The organism is Galbibacter sp., assembly GCF_048266365.1.
Taxonomy (GTDB): domain Bacteria; phylum Bacteroidota; class Bacteroidia; order Flavobacteriales; family Flavobacteriaceae; genus Galbibacter.
Genome location: NZ_JBLWZP010000007.1, coordinates 1 through 22636, shown reverse-complemented (window position 1 = coordinate 22636; position 22636 = coordinate 1). Strand labels below are relative to the sequence as shown.

At 38.1% G+C, this 22636-nt stretch carries 19 protein-coding genes and 1 tRNA gene; 5 read left to right on the top strand and 15 right to left on the bottom strand.

Going from position 1 to position 22636, the window contains the following annotated elements:
* Positions 1 to 50: 50 nt before the first annotated feature.
* On the bottom strand, positions 51 to 785 hold the full coding sequence (locus ACN0TV_RS11235; protein ID WP_417363011.1) for a hypothetical protein: 735 nt from the start codon (positions 783 to 785) through the stop codon (positions 51 to 53).
* A gap of 544 nt (positions 786 to 1329) precedes the next feature.
* Here ACN0TV_RS11235 and ACN0TV_RS11230 point away from each other — a divergent pair.
* Entirely contained in the window at positions 1330 to 3156 is a 1827-nt protein-coding gene (locus ACN0TV_RS11230) for a GNAT family N-acyltransferase (RefSeq protein WP_417363010.1), read from the top strand.
* A 19-nt stretch (positions 3157 to 3175) separates the two neighbouring features.
* Here the strand turns inward: ACN0TV_RS11230 and ACN0TV_RS11225 are convergent, their stop codons facing one another.
* From ACN0TV_RS11225 to ACN0TV_RS11175, 11 genes are all read right to left on the bottom strand, one after another.
* A complete protein-coding gene (locus ACN0TV_RS11225; protein WP_417363009.1) occupies positions 3176 to 3487 on the bottom strand; it encodes an ArsR/SmtB family transcription factor in 312 nt (103 codons plus the stop codon).
* 97 nt (positions 3488 to 3584) lie between these two features.
* Positions 3585 to 3959 carry a TM2 domain-containing protein gene (locus ACN0TV_RS11220; RefSeq protein WP_417363008.1) on the bottom strand — a complete coding sequence of 125 codons (375 nt, stop codon included), beginning with the start codon at positions 3957 to 3959 and terminating at the stop codon, positions 3585 to 3587.
* Positions 3960 to 4159: 200 nt separating this feature from the next.
* Positions 4160 to 5101, bottom strand: coding sequence for a 2-hydroxyacid dehydrogenase (locus tag ACN0TV_RS11215; protein ID WP_417363007.1), 942 nt, complete (start codon positions 5099 to 5101; stop codon positions 4160 to 4162).
* 65 nt (positions 5102 to 5166) lie between these two features.
* On the bottom strand, positions 5167 to 5643 hold the full coding sequence (locus ACN0TV_RS11210; RefSeq protein ID WP_417363006.1) for a hypothetical protein: 477 nt from the start codon (positions 5641 to 5643) through the stop codon (positions 5167 to 5169).
* Between the two features lie 128 nt (positions 5644 to 5771).
* Positions 5772 to 7124, bottom strand: a complete 1353-nt coding sequence (gene mgtE / locus ACN0TV_RS11205; RefSeq protein ID WP_417363005.1) for a magnesium transporter — start codon at positions 7122 to 7124, stop codon at positions 5772 to 5774.
* A 56-nt stretch (positions 7125 to 7180) separates the two neighbouring features.
* Positions 7181 to 8035, bottom strand: coding sequence for a 16S rRNA (adenine(1518)-N(6)/adenine(1519)-N(6))-dimethyltransferase RsmA (gene rsmA / locus ACN0TV_RS11200; RefSeq protein WP_417363004.1), 855 nt, complete (start codon positions 8033 to 8035; stop codon positions 7181 to 7183).
* A gap of 117 nt (positions 8036 to 8152) precedes the next feature.
* A complete protein-coding gene (locus ACN0TV_RS11195) occupies positions 8153 to 8464 on the bottom strand; it encodes a DUF4286 family protein (RefSeq protein ID WP_417363003.1) in 312 nt (103 codons plus the stop codon).
* Between the two features lie 85 nt (positions 8465 to 8549).
* Positions 8550 to 10340, bottom strand: coding sequence for a tetratricopeptide repeat protein (locus tag ACN0TV_RS11190; RefSeq protein WP_417363002.1), 1791 nt, complete (start codon positions 10338 to 10340; stop codon positions 8550 to 8552).
* Positions 10341 to 10605: 265 nt separating this feature from the next.
* A complete protein-coding gene (serS, locus tag ACN0TV_RS11185; protein WP_417363001.1) occupies positions 10606 to 11877 on the bottom strand; it encodes a serine--tRNA ligase in 1272 nt (423 codons plus the stop codon).
* 107 nt (positions 11878 to 11984) lie between these two features.
* Positions 11985 to 13310 (bottom strand): HTTM domain-containing protein, encoded by a 1326-nt coding sequence (locus tag ACN0TV_RS11180; RefSeq protein WP_417363000.1) that lies wholly within the window; start codon positions 13308 to 13310, stop codon positions 11985 to 11987.
* Positions 13300 to 14238, bottom strand: a complete 939-nt coding sequence (locus ACN0TV_RS11175; RefSeq protein ID WP_417362999.1) for a bifunctional riboflavin kinase/FAD synthetase — start codon at positions 14236 to 14238, stop codon at positions 13300 to 13302. Before ACN0TV_RS11175 ends, ACN0TV_RS11180 begins: the two co-directional genes overlap by 11 nt.
* A gap of 200 nt (positions 14239 to 14438) precedes the next feature.
* On the opposite strand from ACN0TV_RS11175, the gene ACN0TV_RS11170 reads away from it, so the two are divergent.
* Both ACN0TV_RS11170 and ACN0TV_RS11165 read left to right on the top strand, forming a co-directional pair.
* Positions 14439 to 18209: a reprolysin-like metallopeptidase gene (locus ACN0TV_RS11170; protein WP_417362998.1), complete on the top strand. Its 3771-nt coding sequence runs from the start codon at positions 14439 to 14441 to the stop codon at positions 18207 to 18209.
* A 25-nt stretch (positions 18210 to 18234) separates the two neighbouring features.
* The gene (locus ACN0TV_RS11165) at positions 18235 to 18921 is read left to right on the top strand and encodes a hypothetical protein (RefSeq protein ID WP_417362997.1); all 687 of its coding nucleotides are present in this window, start codon (positions 18235 to 18237) and stop codon (positions 18919 to 18921) included.
* Positions 18922 to 18936: 15 nt separating this feature from the next.
* On the opposite strand, the gene pth is transcribed toward ACN0TV_RS11165, so the two are convergent.
* From pth to ACN0TV_RS11150, 3 genes are all read right to left on the bottom strand, one after another.
* Positions 18937 to 19560 (bottom strand): aminoacyl-tRNA hydrolase, encoded by a 624-nt coding sequence (gene pth / locus ACN0TV_RS11160; RefSeq protein ID WP_417362996.1) that lies wholly within the window; start codon positions 19558 to 19560, stop codon positions 18937 to 18939.
* An 83-nt stretch (positions 19561 to 19643) separates the two neighbouring features.
* Positions 19644 to 20243 (bottom strand): 50S ribosomal protein L25/general stress protein Ctc, encoded by a 600-nt coding sequence (locus tag ACN0TV_RS11155; protein ID WP_417362995.1) that lies wholly within the window; start codon positions 20241 to 20243, stop codon positions 19644 to 19646.
* A 21-nt stretch (positions 20244 to 20264) separates the two neighbouring features.
* Positions 20265 to 21206, bottom strand: a complete 942-nt coding sequence (locus tag ACN0TV_RS11150) for a ribose-phosphate pyrophosphokinase (protein WP_417362994.1) — start codon at positions 21204 to 21206, stop codon at positions 20265 to 20267.
* Positions 21207 to 21383: 177 nt separating this feature from the next.
* Between ACN0TV_RS11150 and ACN0TV_RS11145 the strand changes: the two genes are divergently transcribed.
* Both ACN0TV_RS11145 and ACN0TV_RS11140 read left to right on the top strand, forming a co-directional pair.
* A tRNA-Leu gene (locus ACN0TV_RS11145) sits at positions 21384 to 21465 on the top strand.
* A gap of 580 nt (positions 21466 to 22045) precedes the next feature.
* Complete coding sequence (locus ACN0TV_RS11140; RefSeq protein ID WP_417362993.1) at positions 22046 to 22330, top strand: hypothetical protein; 285 nt, start codon at positions 22046 to 22048, stop codon at positions 22328 to 22330.
* Positions 22331 to 22636: the final 306 nt, after the last annotated feature.

The window sequence follows — 22636 nt, the reverse complement described above, 5'->3', positions numbered from 1 at the left end:
TATAAGATTTAGGCTTTTATGGTTTGCTATTTTTATAACTAATGCATTTATTAAGCCTTTTTACGATCAATAATCGTACTAGTTACAGCAGTAAGAATATTACTATCTACAATAATATTTAACCCATCTTCTGCACAGATCATAAATCGATGAACCTCATTTGGCATCACAGAAACTGATGATCTGTACGTCCAATTGTTAATACCCAGATCTCCGATGATTGCCCCGCCTTCACCATTTCTCATATAGATGTTATAGTAAGTTCCCAAATCAGCTAAAGTAATCGAACCAAATATCGGAGCTGAAGTAATGGCTTTGTTTTTCACAACCATGATACTCGCATAATCATTGGTAACCTCTACATCCACATTTTCGATTGTCGTAAAATCAACTGTATTTTCACCAAAAAGAAGTAATACATCCGAAGATTGAGGCAACTGATAACGATGCTGAACTTCGCTATTTGTCACGACCACTCTATACTTCATGGCCGGAAGTTCAAAAACTCTCTTTCCCGCTTCAACATTTGTGTATGTAATAGTTGCCGAAACAATATCAGTTGGGATAAAATAAACATTGAAAGTACTTGGAACAGTGTGCTCATACAAGGCTGGAAAATCACACGTTGCTTTACGCTGCATGATTGGATTGGTTTCACTTGCCATTATTACCTCAGTATTCAATGTAACCTTTTTTACTGTAGGACCAACATCTTCAATAAAATTATCTCCATCTGAACTACAAGCTGCCATCGCGATGGCTAAAACTAAAACTAATTTTTTCATTTTTAATTATAAATTGTTAAACATTTTTAATAAAACAACACGTAAGTCAACAGACCCATTAATCGATTTTTATCTACACATTAACGATTAGAATAAAATCGAAACATGACCTAATTTTTAAGTCGGTATAACAATGGAGCACCAAGATTATAGTAGGCGATAAGAGGTGAAAACGGGTTGTTTGACGATTTATTTAACCTGTGGTCGATAAAGACCTTTAGTAAGCTAAACACCTTATTTCATAGGGCGTGCAAAGATAATTCTAATTTTAGAATTAGCAAAGTTGGTTACATTCTTCTCTCATATTTTTTATAAATGAACCATCATTAAATTCTATTAAGATCACTTTGTTATTTTATCCGGTCAGCTGAGCAAAAACCTATGAATATATTCTAACTATAGTTTACATTTTTGAATAATATTTGCATGATCAGAAAAATTCAATTTCCAACATAGTTGATAAATAATTTACTCTTTCAAAGAATGAACTTATCTACAACCATTCTTTTTCTATATTTGTATGCATATGTTAATACAATACTAAATGGGGTTGGTAAGTGCAAAAGAGGTCGCTCAGGTTATAAAGGCAGACAAGTTTGGAGCCTTGGGAACCTTAAGTGGATGGATATTGATGAAGGTGTTAAATCTATCGACACTGAATTCCGTCTACGATAAACACAAGGATAAAAAAGACATGCATTTTTTAAATTCCATACTTGAGGAATTTGAAATTAACTTTGAAATTCCCGAGGAGGACTTTAAACGACTTCCGAAGGATGGTGCATACATCACAGTTTCCAACCACCCTTTGGGTGGGATCGACGGGATCCTATTATTGAAATTACTTTTGGAACATCGTTCTGATTATAAAATCATCGCCAATTTTTTATTGCACCGTATTGTTCCTTTAAAACCTTATATCATGCCGGTCAATCCTTTTGAATCTCATAAGGATGCCAAGAGTAGCATTAGTGGTTTTAAGCAAGCTTTGGCGCACCTGCAACAAGGACATCCATTAGGGATATTCCCAGCTGGTGAGGTATCGACATACCGAGATGGTAACATGGTAGTAGACAAGCCGTGGGAACCGGCGGCGATGAAGCTGATGAAAAAAGCAGAAGTACCCATTGTTCCGATTTATTTCCACGCCAAGAACAGCAAACTTTTTTACCGTTTATCCAATATAAGTGACAACCTAAGAACAGCTAAATTACCTTCTGAGTTACTCACCCAAAGAAATAGAGTTATTCGAGTACGTATAGGAAGGCCAATTAATGTAGAATCACAACAGGAATTTGATAACCTTCCAGAATTCACAGAATTCATAAGGAAGAAGACCTATATGCTTTCTAACTCCTACGATGAACAGGATCGATTGTTTGACAAGGTAACCACCAGTCTTAAATTCCCGAGGTCGCCTAAAGAAATCATCACCCCGATAGACAAGGCTCTAATGGCGCAAGATGTAGATAAACTCCGAGAGGAGGATCTTCGCTTGTTCCAAAGTAAAAATTACGAGGTCTTTCTAGCTACAGCACAAAAGATGCCTCATATCATCAGGGAGATAGGTCGATTGAGAGAAATCACATTTAGAGCCGTAGGAGAAGGTACCAATCGCGCCATTGATTTGGATGAATTTGATCTGTATTACCACCATCTATTCTTGTGGGATAATCAGGAAAATGCAATTGTAGGTGCTTATCGTATGGGATTGGGCTCTCAAATTTTTGAATCCCGCGGTATCGATGGTTTTTACCTCCAAGATCTGTTTAAATTTGAGCCGGAACTCTATCGCATGATGAGTGAGTCCATCGAAATGGGAAGGGCTTTTATTGTAAGTGATTACCAACAAAAACCAATGCCTTTATTCCTATTGTGGAAAGGTATTGTACACACCACACTTCGACACCCGGAGCACAAATATCTCATTGGAGGAGTAAGCATTAGTAATCAATTTACAAACTTCTCTAAATCCCTAATGATTGAGTTTATGAAATCCCACTACTGGGATCCATATGTAGCGCAATATGTTCGTCCTAAAAAGGAATTTAAAGTGAAATTAAAAGATGCTGATAAGGAGTTTGTCTTTGACGAAACCGCATCGGATCTTAATAAGTTTGATCGTTTAATTGATGAAGTAGAGCCAGGGAGTCTTCGCCTACCTGTACTTATCAAAAAATACATTAAACAAAACGCAAAGGTAGTAGCCTTTAATGTGGATCCTTTGTTTAACAATTCAGTGGATGGTTTGATGTATATCAAAATTGCGGATCTTCCGGAAAGTACCGTAAAACCTGTAATGGAGGAATTCCAGGCAGAACTGGAACGCAAGCATATGGAGGAACTAAAGAACCAAAACCATAATTCCTAACGGTTATTACAAAGCACCTTTAGCCAGGCTCCTGAAAAAAAGTACCCATGAGTTGTTTAACCTCGTAGAGTTTATCAATATTAATGGTATAACAAGTCCTTTTTCCCTGTTGGGAACTTATAATCAAAGCTGCCTTTCTTAGTTCCACAAGGTGCTGAGAAATTGTAGCTTGAGCTAGATCTATTTCCTTCACCATATCATTACAGATGCAACCCGGATTCGAACTAATAAAATGTAGAATTGCAATCCGGGCAGGGTGTCCTAAGGCCTTAAACGTTTTTGATAGTTCGTTTTGCTCCATAGAATGAGCTGCTATTTTCGTAAACCCCATAAAATATTCATCTGATACCAAATTGGTCGTTTGGGGGATTAATTAGCTGTCTGTGCAATCAACTCCCAGTGGTAAAGCAGAGCGTGATTGATTTAATTTAGAACCATGGTTTTCTACCAACTTGATAGGTGGCATAAAACTCTTCGTCTGATTTGGTAAGGTAAATGATACCCTCGATCAATCCAACTATCATAGGTAAACCCACTCCAAAACCACAGGTAATACCTCCTAAAATTAGCGTAACGGCTAACATTATGATCCCTTCTTTGTTATATCCAAGAATAAATTTATGAATCCCGAATGCTCCAAAAACAATGGCTAGAATTCCTGCCAATACTTTTTTATTATCACTTCCACCAAAAGTATCTTTCATACCTTCGGTAAATTCATTTGCTGATTGTTTCGCGCTTTCGCTGGTCTTGTTTGCAAAATCTTTTGCTTTTTCGTCAAAGTCCTTATCGTTCTCGCTCATAATACAATGTTTAGATTGGTTAATTCAGACTAATTTACTAAAAAAGTAGCTACTTTAACAAAAAAAAGAAGATTAACCATAATAAGGGCTCTACACCTGATAGACATCGCGCTATCTAGCTTTGTAATACAAGCTGGTTTTCTGATTTTAAGGCTTACAAAAGAGCGGAATTCAGCCTTGATCCTGCAATAAATTAGGTCCTAATTCAATGAGAACTCTTGGGTGATTTTATCCAAAATAGTTTGAGATAGTTTAATCTTACTCTCTATGGTCCAACCAGCAATATGTGGACTCAACAGCACATTGTCAGCCTGAATTAAATATTGAAATGCTTCTGGCATATCATCACCAAATAAATTTTCAAATGATGCTTTTTCATATTCCAAAACGTCCAAACCTGCACCTAAAATTTTTCCTGATTTTAAAGCATCCACTAAATCTTGTGTAACGACACTCTTTCCTCTAGCGGTGTTGATCAACCAAAAAGGCTTATGAAATCCATCCACAAATTCAGCATTGATCATATTGACGGTCTTGGGAGTTTGTGGGGTGTGTAAACTAAGTATATCTACACGCTTTTTAAATTCCATAATTCCAACTTGTCGTGCATTCTCATCACCGACACCTCCTTGGATATCATAACAGATAACTTCACAGTCAAAACCTTTAAGTTTCTTTGCAAAGGCTTTACCCATATTCCCGTACCCAATAATACCAACGGTCTTTCCTTCGATTTCGATTCCTCGATTTTCTTCTCTTTTCCAAACACCTTCTCTAACCTCCTTATCGACGCGATTAAGGTGATTAAGCAAGGATAACAACATTCCCAGAGCTTGCTCTCCGACGGCGTTTCTATTGCCTTCCGGAGCATTAAAAAGTCGGATGTTTAATTCTTGTGCTTTTTCAACATCAATATTCTCTAAACCTGCACCAACACGACCTATAAACTTAAGTTTTGTCGCCATGGTTAAAAACTGAGCATCAACGGGTATACGACTGCGAATGATCAATCCCTCGTAATCTCCTATTTTGGAAAGGATGTCTTCTTTTGAGGATTTGAAATCGGTATGATTTTCATAACCTAGAGCTTCAAGTCCTTTTATAAGTAACGGATGGTTCTCATCCAAATGCAATATTTTCACAATAATGTAATTTAAAATCTGACTACAAAAGTATTAACTTTTACGGCTAAAAACGGTAATGCGATTTAATAATATGTGTTGATCATTTTTCTTAGAGCATTGAGATGCGCAGGCTGTTGCTCGGAATGGCTTTTGATGAATTCTTCTATACTGGCTCCGCCCTTACCTTGATCCAGTTTGTTAATTCGCTTTAGAATTTCAGCACTCTTTTCCTCAAGTTGCAATGCCTTATTCAATAAGTACTCTATTTCTTTTGATTTAAAAATCAAGCAAAAAGTAATGAAGGTAATATAATAGATGCTTTTAACTTTAGGCAAGAAAAGATCGAGAGGGTTATTGGCTTTGATATGGTCATGAAGTTGGTCACAGAATTTTGATTTCGTGAAGAAACTAGTCTCATAGAAGGTTTTCAAATCTTTGAATGACATATAATACTGACATTCATTATAGGTCTCTTTTAGCTTAATACTAATTGTATATAACTCTAGGGTATTCTGCCTAACCTGAATTTCACTACGTTCATTCTTACTAATACCACCCATTCTAGAAGTATAAAATCACAAATATACGCCAATTAAGGAATATAGTTCTGTACAAAAAAACTTAATATAAGGGAGATACCGAAAATTATCATCTAAAATGCGTGAAAATTCGGTAAAGGTTAACTTCCTCAGAAACCGAGGATTAATTTCGCAATGGAAAAGTAGATCAAAATTCCAAAAACATCATTACTTGTGGTTATAAAAGGACCTGTCGCTACTGCCGGGTCTATACCTCTTTTATCCAAAAATATTGGGACGAAGGTCCCTACCAATGCTGCAATAATAATCACCGCGATCAATGCTACTCCTATGGTAGCTGACACTAAATATGATGTCTGAAATAAGAAGTGACTGATAATCAAAACCACCAAGGCTATAGCACAGCCATTAATTAATCCAAGAACAAATTCTTTCCCTAGTCGCTTGATGAGCTCTCCTCGTATAGTATCGTTAGCCAAACCCTGTACAACGATAGCAGAGGATTGAACACCCATATTACCTGCCGTTGCTTGTATCAAAGGCACAAAACTGAGTAAAATAGGATTTGCCATTGCACCTTCAAAGCTACCGATAATACTTGCTGCTCCCAAACCGCCAAACATTCCAATTAACAACCATGGTAGACGGGCCTTAGTGTGAACCCAAACGTCGTCATCCGCCTCTACATCTTGCGTAATACCCGCTGCTAATTGATAATCCTTTTCAGCTTCTTCTTTGATAACATCTACGATATCATCAATGGTAATTCTTCCCACTAATCGACCTAATTCATCAATTACCGGTATAGCCTCTAAATCGTACTTAGACATCAATCGAGCAACATCTTCTGCCTTGTCATGTACCGTGACATAATCTACCTTGGGGATATAAACACTATTGATCTGAGCCTTTGTAGAGGTGGTCAATAAATCCTTTAAAGATAATCGTCCTTTTAATTTTTCATCGTTGTCTACCACATAAATAGAATGTACTCTGGTAACGTTTTCCGCCTGTCTTCGCATTTCTTTGACACAGGTTAGGACATTCCAATTTTCATTCACCTTTACTAATTCCTTGGCCATGAGTCCCCCTGCCGTATCTTCATCATAACGCAGAAGTTCCACAATGTCACGGGCGTGTTCCTTATCATCGATTTGGGCGATAATTTCATTCACCCGATCCTCAGGAAGTTCAGCTATGATATCCGCCGCATCATCGGTGTCCAATTCGCTGATCTCATCAGCGATTTCCTTAGCCGATAGATTTCCAAGAATTTGCTCCCTGATATTCTCATCTAATTCAGTAAGAACCTCAGAGGTTTTCTCACTATCGAGTAACTTGATGATGTATGTAGCCTCGTCAAAATTGAGCTCATTTATAATCTCCGCAATATCAGCATAGTGAAAATCCTCCATCTTTGATCGCAAGGCCGAATCGGACTTACTTTCAATCAAGAGTTCTATTTCTTCAATTAATTTATCACTAAGCTTAAATGGAACCATAGGCCAATTTATTATTTGAATCTCGCCTTCGCTTTATGAAAGCGTATTCAGTGTATTTAACTTAAATCTTGTTCTACCCGGATGCAGAGTTTTATAAAATCCTCCACACTTAATTGTTCTGGTCGTAAATTGAATAGTTCTGTTTCCCGTAACTCTTCGGAGAGGTTAAAGGGTTTCAAACTATTGCGTATCGTTTTCCTACGTTGTCCAAACGCGGTCTTAACTAACCTAAAATACAACTTTTCATCACAGCCTAACACAAAACCTTCCTTTCTTTTTAGTCGAAGTACACCTGATTCTACCTTTGGTGGAGGGCTGAATACCGTGGGTGGAACTGTAAACAAGTACTCGGCTTCATAGAACGTTTGTGCTAATACTGATAGGATCCCATATGCTTTGCTTCCCTCTTTCTCGCAAATACGCTGTGCTACTTCTTTTTGAAACATCCCAGTAAATTCAGGAATTTGATCTCGCCATTCCAAGGCCTTAAACACTATTTGAGTAGAGATATTATAAGGAAAGTTCCCGGTAATGGCGAATGGCTCATCACCAAAAATCTTGGATAAATCGTATTTCAAAAAATCAGCCTCTACAATTTCAAAAACATTTAGAGGCGATTTTAAGGAAGGATGCTCTAACAAAAAGGAGTTTCTCAAATAATCTATGGATTCAGTATCCAAATCCATAGCGTATAAATCGAGTTCCTTTGCCAATAGGTATTTTGTCAAAACTCCTGTTCCAGGACCAATCTCCAATACTTTGGTGTAATTTTCCAAACTCAAGGTATCTGCAATTTTCTGAGCTATTTGCTCATCCTTTAAAAAATGCTGCCCTAGGTGTTTTTTGGCTCTAACCGGATCTTTACTATAGTAGGACTGACCTGCGTCTTTATAAAATTTCTTCTTTTTCATTGCCTTCTGGTTTACGGAGTTCGATACCGAGAAAGGAAAGCCCGGCAACAGATCTTTCCGAGGTCAAAAATACAGTTTCCTAGGCCAATCACCATAAAAAAATGCATACAGTTTAATTTAGTGCTCGCTCAAGACTTCGAGTTCAGTGCTAAAGCTTACCAATTGATCTGAAAAATGTTGTCTTTCCTTTAAACTGAAGGCGTCCAAATATTCCGAATAATAGCGTTCAAGGGATTTCTTATCTTTAGCATAGTACTGAACAGAAAAGGTTATTCCTCCCATTTGTTCGTCCACCATCACTCGCAATATCCTGGCATTGGTAAACAGATTCGTTTGCAACATTTCTGGAATATAAATTTCTCTCATCCACTTTAGCCACTGTTGGTGCACTGCTTCCTCTACGTTAACGGTTACATTGTATATTAACATGTTTAAATAGTTCTGTTATTAATTCATTTGGACCTTAATCTATACGGCTCATAACATATGCAAAAAATTCTAAACGCCCTACCGTCTATTCCAATTGATCCCCTCGGATAGAGCGGTACAGTTCCCGTGCTTGGACAAAATAGATACTATCTTGATGCTCAAAAATAATGCGTTCAAACAGTTTTTTTGCGTGTTCCGGCATCATCCTTTTTTTGAGATTTAATACCCCCAAATGGAAAAGTGCATCATCCATCAATATTCCATCTGAGTAAAATGCAATGATTTTCTCAAAATTTAAGGCTGCTTTGTCGTACTGCTTTAATTGCTCAAAAAGCTCTCCTTGTTTTAGCAAGGCTTGATCTTCGATGTTATCTCCCTTGTGATTATCCAAGATTTCTTGTAAAATCCTTATACTTTCAGCTGTGTTGTTTTGATAGGCCAGTAAGTCTGCTTTGGCATATAGCTTAAGCGCTGTATGTATTGAATCTTGCTGAATGTTATCTGAGATTAACAGCTTTAATTCCAAAGCATCATTGGCAATCAATTGAGACGTAGAAGATTTTAAAATATTTAATTGAGTTTCCGCCCACTGGAAATCACCCTTATAAAAACTAGTTTGGGCAACTTTAAATCGAGCGTATTGACCCCAGACATCATTTTTAAGGTTTTTTTGAACTTGAGCGTAATAAATAAGCGCCTGATTGAACTTCTCATCATACACCAGAACATCAGCAAGTGTTATTTTCAATTGCGCTTGCAAAAATCGATCTTTAGAAAGTGTCAAGGCTTGTTTTAAAAGTTGCTCCGCGTGAGATGATTCCCCCATTTGGAAGGCCAAGAATTTGGCGTATTTAATTTGAACCATAAGGGTATTTACTGAGTTCCCATACTCAGCTAGAAGTTTTTCAAAATCGGATTTAATAGCATTGGTATTACCTTGCTCACTATCTGTGATTTTAAGTGTGATCAAATTCAACTTCGCCTGAATCACCTGCTGAACATCATTGGTTTCAGCAATTATAAACTCATATATAGCCTTGGCAGTATCGACATCTTCATTTTCCAGTGCTACTACTCCCAAATCTACAATTTGAAGTAAACTCTTTGCTTCGGATCGTTTGTATATTGCTCTTTGTTGTACAAATGCATTTTTGTAATCTCTTTGCTGAACAAACATCCAACTCAACATTTCATTCCACAATACGTCAGGCTCAGATTGTGTTTTTCTCAGCACAGCCTTCTTGAAAGAAATATTGTTTTCGGAACCCGCATCATCTGTGACAAATCGCCCGAGGTTTCTTTTAATGGTTGGGGCTAAATTCGGGCTCTTCTTTATGAGTTCAAGATACATGGAATACATAAGCTCCACCTCTCCAAGTTCCCCATAGATCGTCGCGAGGTCATACACGAAATTCAACTGACCATTGAGCTCCATTGCTTTTTTATAGGTACTGATAGCCTGCTCCAAAAGTGATTTTGTCCTAAAGGTCTTTCCAAGAATGTACGCATAGTTGGGGTTGATACTTAAAGAAGCAATCGCCTTGTTATAATACTCCTCAGCCTTTTGCTGTTCGCTCATAAGACTGTAATTATAACCAATCTCAATATAGAGGACCGGATTAACCTTAGGGCCCTTGGCAGCCTCTAAAAGCAAGGCTTCGGCCTTCTGGTATTTCTCTAATTGCTGGTAGGTTTCTACCAACGGAACAATGACGCCACTATGTTGTGGGTTATTTCTATGAAACCTTTCGTAATATACCGCTGCTTTCTCGAAATTACCTTCATCGAAGTATTGACGCGCAATGATCTGATCCTGAGCATAGAACCCATGACTAGTCAGTGCGAAAAAGATGAAAATAAATAAATTACGTATCACGATAGCAATTATTAGAACGGTAACAAATTACAACTCAAAATTAGGTTACAAAAAGGATTTCTCAAGTTATTTCCGGGTCGGGTATTTTAGAAGAAAGTCCGGAAAGATCCGGACTTTACAATACGGTGACTTGCTATTAACCAACTTAATAATAGATTTTAAAAAAATCTTCTACATCACCGTTTTAAAAATAAAGAAAATAATTGTACTGACCTAATTAGTTTCTAAAATATGCTGTGCTACTTGTACTGCCACGAAGCTCATACTAGTTAATCTTATCAAATCCTGTGTATGGAATTAGCACCTCCGGGATCTGAATTCCATCCTCAGTTTGGTAGTTCTCCAAAATACCTGCCAGTATTCTTGGCAAGGCTAATGAACTTCCGTTTAAGGTGTGTGCCAATACATTTTTTCCTAATTCATTTTTATATCTCAGCTTTAAGCGGTTTGCTTGGAAGGATTCAAAATTGGAAACAGAACTCACTTCTAACCAACGTTCTTGTGCTGTAGAATACACCTCAAAATCAAAAGTAAGTGCCGCTGTAAACCCTAAATCTCCACCACATAGTCTTAAAATTCGATACGGTAATTTAAGTTCACGTAGCAAGCCTTGAACATGAGCAACCATACCGTCTAAAGCCTTATATGAATTATCAGGATGTTCCACACGAACAAGTTCTACTTTATCAAATTGATGCAAGCGATTCAAACCCCTTACATGCGCGCCATAACTACCTGCTTCTCTTCGAAAACATGGTGTATAGGCGGTGCAGCAAATTGGAAAGTCTTTCTCTGCCAACAATTGATCCCTGAAAAAATTAGTTATAGGAACCTCAGCGGTTGGAATTAAATACAAATTATCCTCACCTATGTGATACATTTGACCTTCCTTGTCCGGCAATTGACCAGTTCCATAACCTGAAGCTTCATTAACCAAATGCGGAACTTGATATTCTGTATATCCAGCCTGGGTATTCTTGTCTAAGAAATAAGCGATAAGTGCGCGCTGTAATCGAGCACCCTTTCCTTTGTATACCGGAAAACCTGCACCGGTTATTTTTGCCCCTAAATCGAGATCTATTATGTCATATTTCTTGGCAAGTTCCCAATGTGGCAACGCACCTTGTACCAAAGTTGGAATTTCACCTTCTTTAAAAACCTCCTCATTGTCCTGATCCGAATTCCCGGCAGGCACAGAGGGGTGTGGTAAATTTGGAATCGTATAGAGTAAACCTTGAAGCTTTTCAGCGGTTTTGTTCAGATCGTCAGTGAGTGATTTTGACTCCTCTTTTAGAACCGATGATTGTTCTTTTAACTCATTCGCCTTATCCGCCTGCCCTTTTTTGAACAAGTCACCTATTTCATTTGACAATTTTTTGGATTGTGCAAGGGTGTTGTCTAAATTGGACTGCAAAGCTCTACGCTTTTCATCCAAGGTAATAACCTCTTCCACAACGGATGTCATGTCAATGTTTCTGACTTTCAATCGCGTTATGACCTCCTCCTTATTGTCTCTGATAAATTGTAACTGAAGCATGGATATACTCTATTAAATTAATATTTAAAAATACATTTTCCCTGATCAAAACGATAATCGCCTTAATCAAAGCAACAAATTTAAAGCTTTGCCCTCTATTAACCTGCTTATTTGGATGCTTTTTTATAGGGAGTGATCCAAGGCTCATGTGAGAAATAATGCCAGGGTTGCGCAGCTAAATCAACATCAGGATCCACAAATTCTTGCCAAGGGCCGCCATTTATACTGATTCGACTGTCCGTAGCGAACACGCTAACATCAAATCCTTTAGCATTGTACTGTTTTTTAAGCCTTTGCGCGAACTGCCATATCATATCGGGCTTACCACCAATAACTCTACGTTGCTTTGGTGATAAATACGCGCTAAGATCTACACGCTGCAGTTGCTTAGTGTCGTGATTTAGCACCTTGAATTCAATGATACTACCCTTACTTCTGAGCATCATTCGCCAGCTCATTCGATGCCCTTCTTCAGTCCATAAAACGGGTTGTTCAATAAACCAATGTCTTATAGGTAATGTAATTTGAATAATTACATAGGCAGCACATAGAACCAACAGTACTCTATGGTATGACGGTATTTCTACTTGTGTTGCAGTGTAAAGGGGTTTTTGCTTTAAGAACAGCTTTCTTATGGTCTCGGGTTCGAAAAAAAATAAACATAACGCCAAGGACATATACGGGAATATTCCAATTTGGAATATCACCGAATTAAACAAGTGAAATACGACTGCTGCCATAAATGCCCATTTGCGAGTCTTCTTTATCAATAGCAGGGGTATAATTAAAAGGTCAAACACTATGCCGCTGACCATTAAAAACCAATGCAGGGATTCTTTTTGCAATAAGTCACCCACAAGTGGATACTCTGATTTTGTACCCATGAGAACTTTGAAAAAAGATAGGTCCAACCATCCAGGATACAATTTTGCAATTGCCGCATAGGTATAAACCAGTAGAAGTTGAAAAATAATCAGCCATTTACACCAACTATACATCCAAATTTTCTGTTGTTCCGGATGTCTCTTCACATCCACTGATAAATAAGAATTAGCCGGTAGGACCATCATGATCAAACACAGCAACAACAAGAGATAATAGTGATTGTTATAGGAGGCTTTTTGCATAAAATAAACCCCGGCCCACATCAGGGTAAATACACTAATGCTCCACCGATACCGATATCCGATCATCACAAAGAATCCGAACAAGCCCATGATGGCAAAATAATAGTACATACCATTTCCGGGGAGCGGTTGTAGAAAATCTAAACCGATAAAATTGAAAGTGAATTGTGGACCAACCAATGTTTCACGCACCCATCCTGTAAAAATAGCACCAATGCTTTCAAAGAAGATGAGTAAACCAAAGATTACCCGAAATACGATCAGCGAACTATTATCAATTTTTGTATATAGAAATTTAGTCAGCATGAAGCCTATCTATATGAGCCAACGAAACCTTCTTATCCTTTTCCAGTTGAAGCTTTAATTTTTCTATGGAATCAAATTTTTGCTCATCCCTAAGACGCTCTAGAAGTTCCACCCTTATTGCTTCTCCGTACAAATTCTCATTGAAGTCAAATAAATGAACCTCTATGGTCCGTTCTCTTCCTTGGACAGTAGGGTTAAAACCTATGTTCATCATTCCGTATACGAGTTTTCCTCGATAAAAGGTTCTAACCACATAAACTCCTTCTTTAGGGATTAATTTATACTGTTCTTCAATGTGAATATTCGCGGTGGCGAAACCTAAGTCTCTTCCTATACCTCTTCCGCGAGCGACCACCCCACTCAGCATATAAGAATATCCTAAAAATGCATTGGCAGTTTCGATATCTCCTTCCTTTAATGCTTTTCTAATTTTGGTGGAACTCACAGACACTTCATCAACCTCCTCAGCAGTGATTTGTTCAACTTCAAAATCATACTTTTCACCAAAGTTCACCAGGTCGTCAATAGTGGCTGTACGGTTTCTACCAAAGCGATGATCGTAACCGATGATCACCTTCTTTGCATTAATATGTTCTACAAGCACCTCTTTGACGAACTGTTCCGCACTCATACGTGAAAACTCCTTTGTAAAAGGATGAATTATCAATTGATCTAATCCGGATTTTTCAAGTATTGCTATTTTCTCATCTAAGGTATTGAGCAGTTTTAAATCAGTTGCCTGTTGCAATACCATCCGTGGATGAGGAAAAAAAGTAAGTATAGTAGACCGAAGCTTATTAGCCTTGCCATTGGTGACCAGCTTATCGATGATTTTTCGGTGTCCGACATGAACTCCATCAAAGGTTCCAATGGTGACAACCGTGTGATAGTCTTCGTCTTTGTCAAAAAGATTTCTTTTGATAATCACTTATGCGTTCTTTAATATTAAACTCATACCACAAAATAACGAATTAAAAAGAGAATAATTAAGGCTAGGAGGGCGGGTATTTGGCATTTTTTAAAATTAAGAGCGTAATTTTAACTATTTTTATTCCCTCACTGTAAGTAAAAATGGGCAAAGTTTCACGTTTATTACTGGGGTTTATCATCCTAATTTATTGTAGCTCAATGTATTCTCAAGAAAAGAATCTATGGAGTAAATCAGTAATTAGCGCGAAAAATAATCTCATCAAACCAACCCACACCCCCGCTTACTTTCAATTGGAGCTTTCCGAATTCAAAAAAAAACTTCCATTAAGCTCAAAATCTAACAGAAATCAAGCCTCTAGAATTTCAGGAACCCTTGTAAGTTTTCCGATTTCAGAAAACAATTTTGAACAGTTCCTCGTTCAAGAACACAGTGTATTATCAGAAAAATTGTCCAATAAATATCCATCTATTAAATCTTACAAAGGGACATCAGTCAGTAATCCCTTGGTACAAATTTATTTTTCAGTTGACCAACAAGGTTTTCACGGTTTAATAAAGGATCATGCTCATGGGAAGTCCACCTATATTAACCCAGCCAAAAATCAATCCAACACCTATTACCTGGTAGATAAGAAGGGATTTAATACTACGGAATTTAGCTGTAGAGTTCAGCAGGATCCTGTCAGCTATAGTACCAGTTCAACTGAGACAGACCTTATGTTACGTCCTGTGGACGACAGCACCTTAAGAACCTACAGGCTTGCATTGGCATGTTCCGCAGAATATTCTCAATTTCATATAGAACAAGCCAATCTCACCACAGCTACTGCTGAAGAGAAGAGAACGGCAGTATTAGCGGCTATGAATACCACAATTACACGCGTAAATAGTATTTATGAAAATGATTTGGCAATCCGCCTGCAAATTATCGACAACAATGATCTCTTAATATTTTTGGATCCGGAAACAGACGGACTTACCAACAATAATTCTGAGACCATAATTAATAAAGAAATTCAACCCCTTATTGACACTGCAATCGGCGTCTCGAATTACGACATAGGCCACGTTTTTACGAAAACCAACTCAGGTGGTGATGGTATTGCACAATTGCGCTCTGTTTGTACCACCAATAAGGCTAGAGGAGTTACAGGCTATTTCTCTCCTAAAGGGGACTCCTTCGATATTGATTTTGTCGCTCACGAAATGGGGCATCAATTCGGAGCGACACACACCTTTAACAACTCTTGTAATTCCAATAGAACAAACGCTACTGCAGTCGAACCGGGTAGTGGATCCACTGTAATGAGTTATGCCGGTATTTGCCCGGATAACGTACAAGGCAATAGTGATGCCTATTTCCATGCGGTAAGTATTTCTCAAATTTGGGATAACATCATCTATGGCAATAGTAGTTGTGCTACTGAGACTCCTATTGTAAATCAAGCTCCAGTGATTACAGCATTGTCGAATTATACTATTCCTGCCAGGACAGCCTTTGTACTCGACGCCACCACTAGTGATGCTGACGGGGATGTATTGACCTATTCTTGGGAGCAGCAAGACAATGAGATTGCCGCTCAGCCTCCTATGCCTGATTCAAAGGTTGGTCCCCTATTTCGTTCTCGCCCACCAAAACTGTCTTCGAAACGGTTTTTCCCTAATGCAGAGGCTCTACTGACGAACAACTTATCACCAACATGGGAAGTCATACCTGAGGTTTCAAGAGATTTAAATTTTTCTTTATTAGTAAGAGACAATAATCCTGTAGGCGGACAAGTTGCTCGATCGAATCTTGTTGTCACTACTTTAGACACTGGTGAAGCATTTGAGATCACCTCACAAAACACCACAGAAACACTAAGCGGAGGAGAAGTTTACACCATCAATTGGAATGTCGCACATACCAATGAACTTCCAATTCAAGCAGATTTTGTCAACATATATCTCGTCTTAGATTCGAATCTTGAGGCGCCTGTATTGCTTAGAGAAAATGCAGAAAATGATGGGAGCTCTAGGGTCGTTATCCCCGGGGATATCACTAGTACGAATGCTAGAATTATGATAAAGGCTGCAAACAATATTTTCTTTGCTATAAACAAAGCGGTTTTAGCAATCAATCCAGCCAACTTTGCACTCCTTTTTGATACCTTGGAGTATCAGGTTTGTCAACCACAAAATTTAGACATTCCATTTACATATAATACTTATTTAGGTTATAGTGATAACACAAATTTTTCTGCCACTGATGTTCCTCCAGGCCTAATAGTAAATTTTAGTCAAAACCAAGCGAGTGCAGATGACACAGAAATTACAATAAGCATAGGTGGAACTGGCACGCTTCCACCGGGACCCAGCACTTTCACCATAGTTGCGGAATCTCAAACTGGAGGTGTTAAGGAGTACCCGATTCAAATATCAGTGTATAGTACAGCCATGGATGCTGTTATGCTACAATCACCTTTGAACCAACAAACAGATGCTCCGATTCAAAGTATATTAACCTGGGAACCTTATTCAAATGCAAGTCAATTTGAGGTCCAGGTATCCACCGCTGCAGATTTTAGCAGTATCCATAGTACAGGGCACGTAAATTCAACAGAATATGGCGTTGAAAACTTAGAGCCTACCACTACGTATTACTGGAGAGTTAAGCCAATTAACACCTGTGGTGAAGGAAGTTTTTCTAACACATTTAGTTTTACGACCATAAATATATCCTGTAAAACCGAAAGCAACTCTACCATAGTCCCGATATCTGCCTCTGGAGCTTCCACGGTTTCCAGCACTATTGATTTCTTAGAAGCTGGAGAGATTAGTCAAGTAAGTGTTATTGTCAATATTTCACATTCCTGGTTAGAAGATTTAAGTATCTCATTAATATCTCCTTCAGGCACCAAGGTTTCCTTACTAACACAGCAATGTGGTAACCAAAGAGATATCAATGCTACTTTTACAGATCAAGGTAATACAATCATGTGCTTATTTGAAGTTCCATCGCTCAGCGGTCAAGTATCACCAGAACAACCCCTCTCAGTTCTAGAAGGTGAACCCAGTAAAGGCTTATGGCAGCTAGTCGTTGAAGACAGTAATAGCCATGACGGCGGCAGTATAAATAGTTTCGGACTTAATATATGCATAAGCGGGCAATACATCATGGATTCAGATCAAGATGGTGTACTAGATACGGACGACATGTGCCCGGACACCCCTATTGGAACAAAAGTTGATGTTAATGGTTGTGAAATTTTCAGCATTGCTGAGCAAAATTATCACCTTACCCTGACGGCGGAAAGTTGTATTGATCAAAATGATGGGTCTATCAAAATTGATATCGCAGATTCTAGTTATGACTATACTGCGAGGCTAACCGGAAATGGAACTGATCTTTCCTTAAATCTAAACCAAATCAGCAGTTTTACCTCACTGGCTTCCGGTACCTATTCGCTTTGTTTCACCGTAGCACAAAATGCCGATTATCAACAGTGTTTTAATGTGGTAATCAATCAACCAGAACAACTATCCGTATACGCCAAGCAATTGGATGGCGATAAACTAAATCTCGAACTCACAGGTTCAGATCTCTATACCATAAACCTCAACGGAAATGAATTCAAGACCAATAGGGGATCCATTGAACTTCGATTAGTAGAAGGTATCAATAAGCTTCTGGTCCGTACAGATAAAAGTTGCCAAGGTACATTTGAGAAAATTTTTGTTTCTGAGGATACATTTTTAGCCTATCCTAATCCTTTTCAAAACGAATTACAACTTCAGACTCCCTTTAAGGACACCTACTTCAATATTTCAGTCTATGATCTCAGTGGCCGAATGTTAATAAACTTCGACACTAACACCGATAGTCAAGGTAGCATACGGTTAGATGCTTCTGAATTTTCTTCTGGCACATATGTTCTTAGGGCAGAAAATAAAACCGTTTCACAAATGATTAAATTGGTTAAACGATAGTGAATCGCTGTAAAAATAATAACAAATGAAAAAGATATTCCTTATACTTGGTTTAGTTATCATTGGAATTGCATGCAATAGTAAAGATGACAATCCACGACCAACCAAACCAGAAATAGCTACTCTTTTATTTCCCGAGAAGGACCAGACGTGTACTCAGGGTGTTGTTATTGATCAGGACAGGAGTAACATCACTTTTGAGTGGGAACCTAATAAGGGCGCAGATAACTTCACACTGACAGTTCGAAACCTGCTATCCAATCGCATTGAGACATATACTACCACAGAGACCTTTAAAGAAATTACACTTTCTAGAAACACACCGTTCTCTTGGTTTGTCATATCTATAAACACAAAAAGTGGCGATAGCACCACCAGTAATCTTTGGAAATTTTACAATGCCGGAGAAGGGGTATTAAGTTATCCTCCGTTTCCAGCCGAGCTTCTAACTCCTAAATCGGGCAGTACAACCTACAGCACTACAAATATCGAGTTAAATTGGAATGGTACTGATGTCGATAATGACATTAGCGAGTACGAAGTGTATTTGGATTCCGCCAACCCGCCAACAACGAGATTGGTTAGTGGGTTAACTGATCAGACCTATACCTTAGCTCCCTTAACCCCAAATGTGTATTATTGGTACGTCAACACCTTGGATCAGGCCGGAAATAGGACGCCCTCTGCTGTTGGACAATTTAAAATCGAATGATTTACCCCCCTTGTTTTAAGTGTTGTTGAATGTATTCATCGTAATTTGAACACCGGCAGTTCCAAAGGACTTAATAAGCTCTCTAGCTCTTTCCAAACGTTCGGTTAATTTTGACTCCTCTTCTGAACTCCACTCACCTAACACATAATCAATTTGTTTTCCTTTTGAAAATTCAGCTCCAATACCAAAACGAAAACGAGCGTATTGTTGTGTCCCCAACTGCAATTGAATATCCTTCAGACCATTGTGTCCTCCATCGCTTCCTTTAGTTTTTAAACGTATGGTGCCGAAGCTTAGGTTAATATCATCAGTAATGATTAAAATGTTTTCTAAAGGTATTTTTTCCTTCGTTATCCAATAACGAACAGCTTTACCACTTAGATTCATGTAGGTACTTGGCTTTAACAATACAAAAGTTCTTCCTTTAAACTTATAATTGGTTACAGCCCCTAATTTATTAGGTTCAAAACTCAGCTCTTCTTTTTTAGCCAAATGATCCAACACTTTAAATCCTATATTATGTCTAGTGTTTTCATATTCAGAACCAATGTTTCCAAGGCCGACAATCAAATATTTTTTCATTATGGAATTATTTTTACTATCGCTTTTAGTTAAAAGGTTTTTTAGAAAGCTTATCATATTCTAATGCTATATAATTTAAAAAGGCATCCCAAAATGAGATGCCTAGTAATATAGTAAATACTATTAAATACTTTTGCTTACTATTTCGCAGCAGATTTTTCTTCTTTAGCAGCATCCTGGGCGGCCTTCATTGCAGCACGAGATACTCTAACTTGACATACTACTGTATTGTCCGGGTGTACGATTTTATAGTTATCATTCGCAAGTTTGGTAACATATAATTTGTTTCCGATTTCAAGTTCTGAAATATTAGCTTCAATAAAATCCGGAAGATTTGATGGTAAAGCTTTTACTCTTAGTTTACGGCTGTTAAGACGTAACACACCACCTGCTAAAACTCCTGGTGCAACACCTACAGTTTTTACCGGGATTTCAATAGTAACTTCTTTGTCATCTACCAATTGATAAAAATCAATGTGTAAAATTTCATCTGTTACTGGGTGAAATTGAATGTCTTGCAAGATAGCATTGTGAGTTGCTCCATCTTCCAATGAAATAACTACAGTGTGCGCATTTGGAGTGTACACCAAGTCTTTGAATGCTTTTTGGTCAGCTGAAAAGTGTAGTGCTTTATCCCCTCCGTATACTACGCAAGGAACCTTTCCAGCATTACGTAAGGCTTTGGTCGATACCTTGCCCACGCTTTCTCTTTGAGATCCTTTAATTGTAATTGACTTCATTATATATAAAAAATTAATTATTTACATTAAAAATTTCGAGCTAATTGAGGTGTTGTGATGCACTCTGTGCATTACATCTGCAAACAACTCTGCACAGCTAATAACCTTAACTTTTTCACTCTGCTGCATGAGTGGAATTGAATCCGTTACGATCAATTCTGATAATTTGGAGTTTTCAATTCGCTCATATGCGTTTCCGGATAGTAGCGCATGAGTTGCAATGGCTCTAACGCTTATCGCACCCCTTTCTATCATCAAGTCTGCCGCCTTTGTCAAAGTACCTGCAGTATCAACCATATCATCTACTAGAACTACATTCTTACCAGTAACATCACCGATAAGCTCCATATGTTCAATCACATTTGCTGCAGCTCTTTGTTTGTAACAAATCACTACATCTGAAGTTAAATACTTAGAATAGGCATAAGCCCTCTTAGAACCACCCATATCAGGGGATGCTATTGTCAAGTTCTCCAATTTCAAATCCTGCAAATACGGCAAGAAAACAGTGGAAGCAAACATATGGTCAACAGGCTTTTCAAAAAAGCCTTGAATTTGATCCGCATGTAAATCCATGGTAATTATTCTTGTCGCTCCGGCAGCCTCGAGTAACTTCGCCACCAGCTTAGCTCCAATTGGAACTCTAGGCTTGTCCTTTCTGTCCTGTCTGGCCCATCCGAAATAAGGTATAACAGCCGTAATGTGTCTTGCTGATGCTCTTTTCGCTGCATCTAACATTAGCAACATTTCCATTAAATTTTCAGAACTTGGATTTGTAGAACCTATAATAAAAACACGCGACCCTCTAACAGATTCCTCAAACGATGGTTGAAACTCACCATCGCTATACCGCGTAAAGGCGACATTCCCTAGTTCCGCTCCAAAGGCTTTTGCGATTTTTTCAGCTAAAACTTTACTTTGCGTACACGCAAATATCTTTGGTTCTGGTACCGAATAAGGCATTTCTATTACGTTGTTTAATAGTTAATTAAAGTGCATTATACAAATCGAGGTGCAAATTTAGACATTTATTTCAACTGAAGAAGGATAAATCTTAGTATTTTTAGTTTGCTTATTGAATTTTTTTTATAGATTTGCATCCCTAAAATAGCCCAATGCTACCATAGGCTTTTTAAATATGCTCGAGTGGCGGAATTGGTAGACGCGCTGGATTCAAAATCCAGTTCTTTCGGGAGTGTGGGTTCGATTCCCACCTCGAGTACGAAAAACCCCTGTGAAACATTGTTTTTACAGGGGTTTTTTATTTTTTTATTTGTTCGTTGTTCGCTAATGTGCATCATTCGGAGACACTTTTGGTGTACTTTTGGATATTCTGGTGATCCAACATCCGCCGGAATGGCAGTGCTGAAAATGACCTCCAGTAGGGGGGGGGCAACATGCCCCAGTGTATCCATCCTCTGGGCATTACAATGATGTGGCCGCTTACCCAAGCAAATATGCCTCTTATACGGTTCCTGTTAATCAGTACCGGGTTTTGTAGCCCCGCTTCCTACAGCCCTATCTTCGCAGATAGCAAACCTTTCGGCTTACTAATGGTTCAAGGCGTTACCCTTGCCCGTAAGGGACTTTCACCCTCTAGATTAATTATTTACCTTTCAGCAAATTAAAAAGCTGCCGATGCTGGGCACACACACGTATATAATTTTATTGCTAGCTCTAGCCTACTTACGAAAATCCTCGCGGATTATATACTCGGTTTTTATTTGCTAGATTAGGTGCTTAAACACGCAACAAATCATATACAATCACGTTGGCATTCATTTAAAATAAAATTGTACAATATGTATAATTTTTGTAAACACTCAAAAAGGAAAGACTTTGAGACTTACATTTTAACGACCGACAAAACACCTGATATAATTGAGGGATGCTTAATAATAGATACTAAAAGTCCTCATCAAGTTTATATGGCTTTCGTTGAGGTTGCACCGCATAACAGAGGTGATAAAAAAAGATACGAGCGAGTTGCAGGTTGTTTAATAGCTTTTGCTTGTAGACAAAGTTTCATTCAAGGCAAAGAAGGATATCTTGCTTTCGATGTACAAGAAGAAAAAAAAAGAAAATGAGATAAAACTAATGAATTTGTACAGTCAAAAATACGGTGCTGTAAGATTAGACAATTCTACAACAATAATTATTCTACCCGCAGGTAGTGAAAAACTCATCTATGAATTTTTAAATTAAAAGGTTATGAAATACCCATGATTTAGCGCACGCAAACACCCATGAGTTTTTTTCTTAACTTTAGTATAAAAAACAGATGTATCATGGGAGCAATTGATTTCGAGCAGGTTATCACCGTTGGATGCGGTATAGATGTTCACAAGGATGTTCTTGTTGCTACGATTCGCCGTAGTAATAGAGATTATGAG

Bases quoted from the DNA above. Each gene is read 5' to 3' on its own strand.
- pth (WP_417362996.1), bottom strand. From the start codon at position 19,560: ATGATAAGCTTTCTAAAAAACCTTTTAACTAAAAGCGATAGTAAAAAT.
- rsmA (WP_417363004.1), bottom strand. From the start codon at position 8,035: ATGAAAAAGAAGAAATTTTATAAAGACGCAGGTCAGTCCTACTATAGT.
- ACN0TV_RS11170 (WP_417362998.1), top strand. From the start codon at position 14,439: ATGTATTCTCAAGAAAAGAATCTATGGAGTAAATCAGTAATTAGCGCG.
- ACN0TV_RS11195 (WP_417363003.1), bottom strand. From the start codon at position 8,464: ATGTTAATATACAATGTAACCGTTAACGTAGAGGAAGCAGTGCACCAA.
- ACN0TV_RS11220 (WP_417363008.1), bottom strand. From the start codon at position 3,959: ATGAGCGAGAACGATAAGGACTTTGACGAAAAAGCAAAAGATTTTGCA.
- ACN0TV_RS11235 (WP_417363011.1), bottom strand. From the start codon at position 785: ATGAAAAAATTAGTTTTAGTTTTAGCCATCGCGATGGCAGCTTGTAGT.
- ACN0TV_RS11150 (WP_417362994.1), bottom strand. From the start codon at position 21,206: ATGCCTTATTCGGTACCAGAACCAAAGATATTTGCGTGTACGCAAAGT.
- ACN0TV_RS11210 (WP_417363006.1), bottom strand. From the start codon at position 5,643: ATGGGTGGTATTAGTAAGAATGAACGTAGTGAAATTCAGGTTAGGCAG.
- serS (WP_417363001.1), bottom strand. From the start codon at position 11,877: ATGCTTCAGTTACAATTTATCAGAGACAATAAGGAGGAGGTCATAACG.
- ACN0TV_RS11230 (WP_417363010.1), top strand. From the start codon at position 1,330: ATGGGGTTGGTAAGTGCAAAAGAGGTCGCTCAGGTTATAAAGGCAGAC.
- ACN0TV_RS11155 (WP_417362995.1), bottom strand. From the start codon at position 20,243: ATGAAGTCAATTACAATTAAAGGATCTCAAAGAGAAAGCGTGGGCAAG.
- ACN0TV_RS11140 (WP_417362993.1), top strand. From the start codon at position 22,046: ATGTATAATTTTTGTAAACACTCAAAAAGGAAAGACTTTGAGACTTAC.
- ACN0TV_RS11180 (WP_417363000.1), bottom strand. From the start codon at position 13,310: ATGCTGACTAAATTTCTATATACAAAAATTGATAATAGTTCGCTGATC.
- ACN0TV_RS11165 (WP_417362997.1), top strand. From the start codon at position 18,235: ATGAAAAAGATATTCCTTATACTTGGTTTAGTTATCATTGGAATTGCA.
- ACN0TV_RS11225 (WP_417363009.1), bottom strand. From the start codon at position 3,487: ATGGGGTTTACGAAAATAGCAGCTCATTCTATGGAGCAAAACGAACTA.
- mgtE (WP_417363005.1), bottom strand. From the start codon at position 7,124: ATGGTTCCATTTAAGCTTAGTGATAAATTAATTGAAGAAATAGAACTC.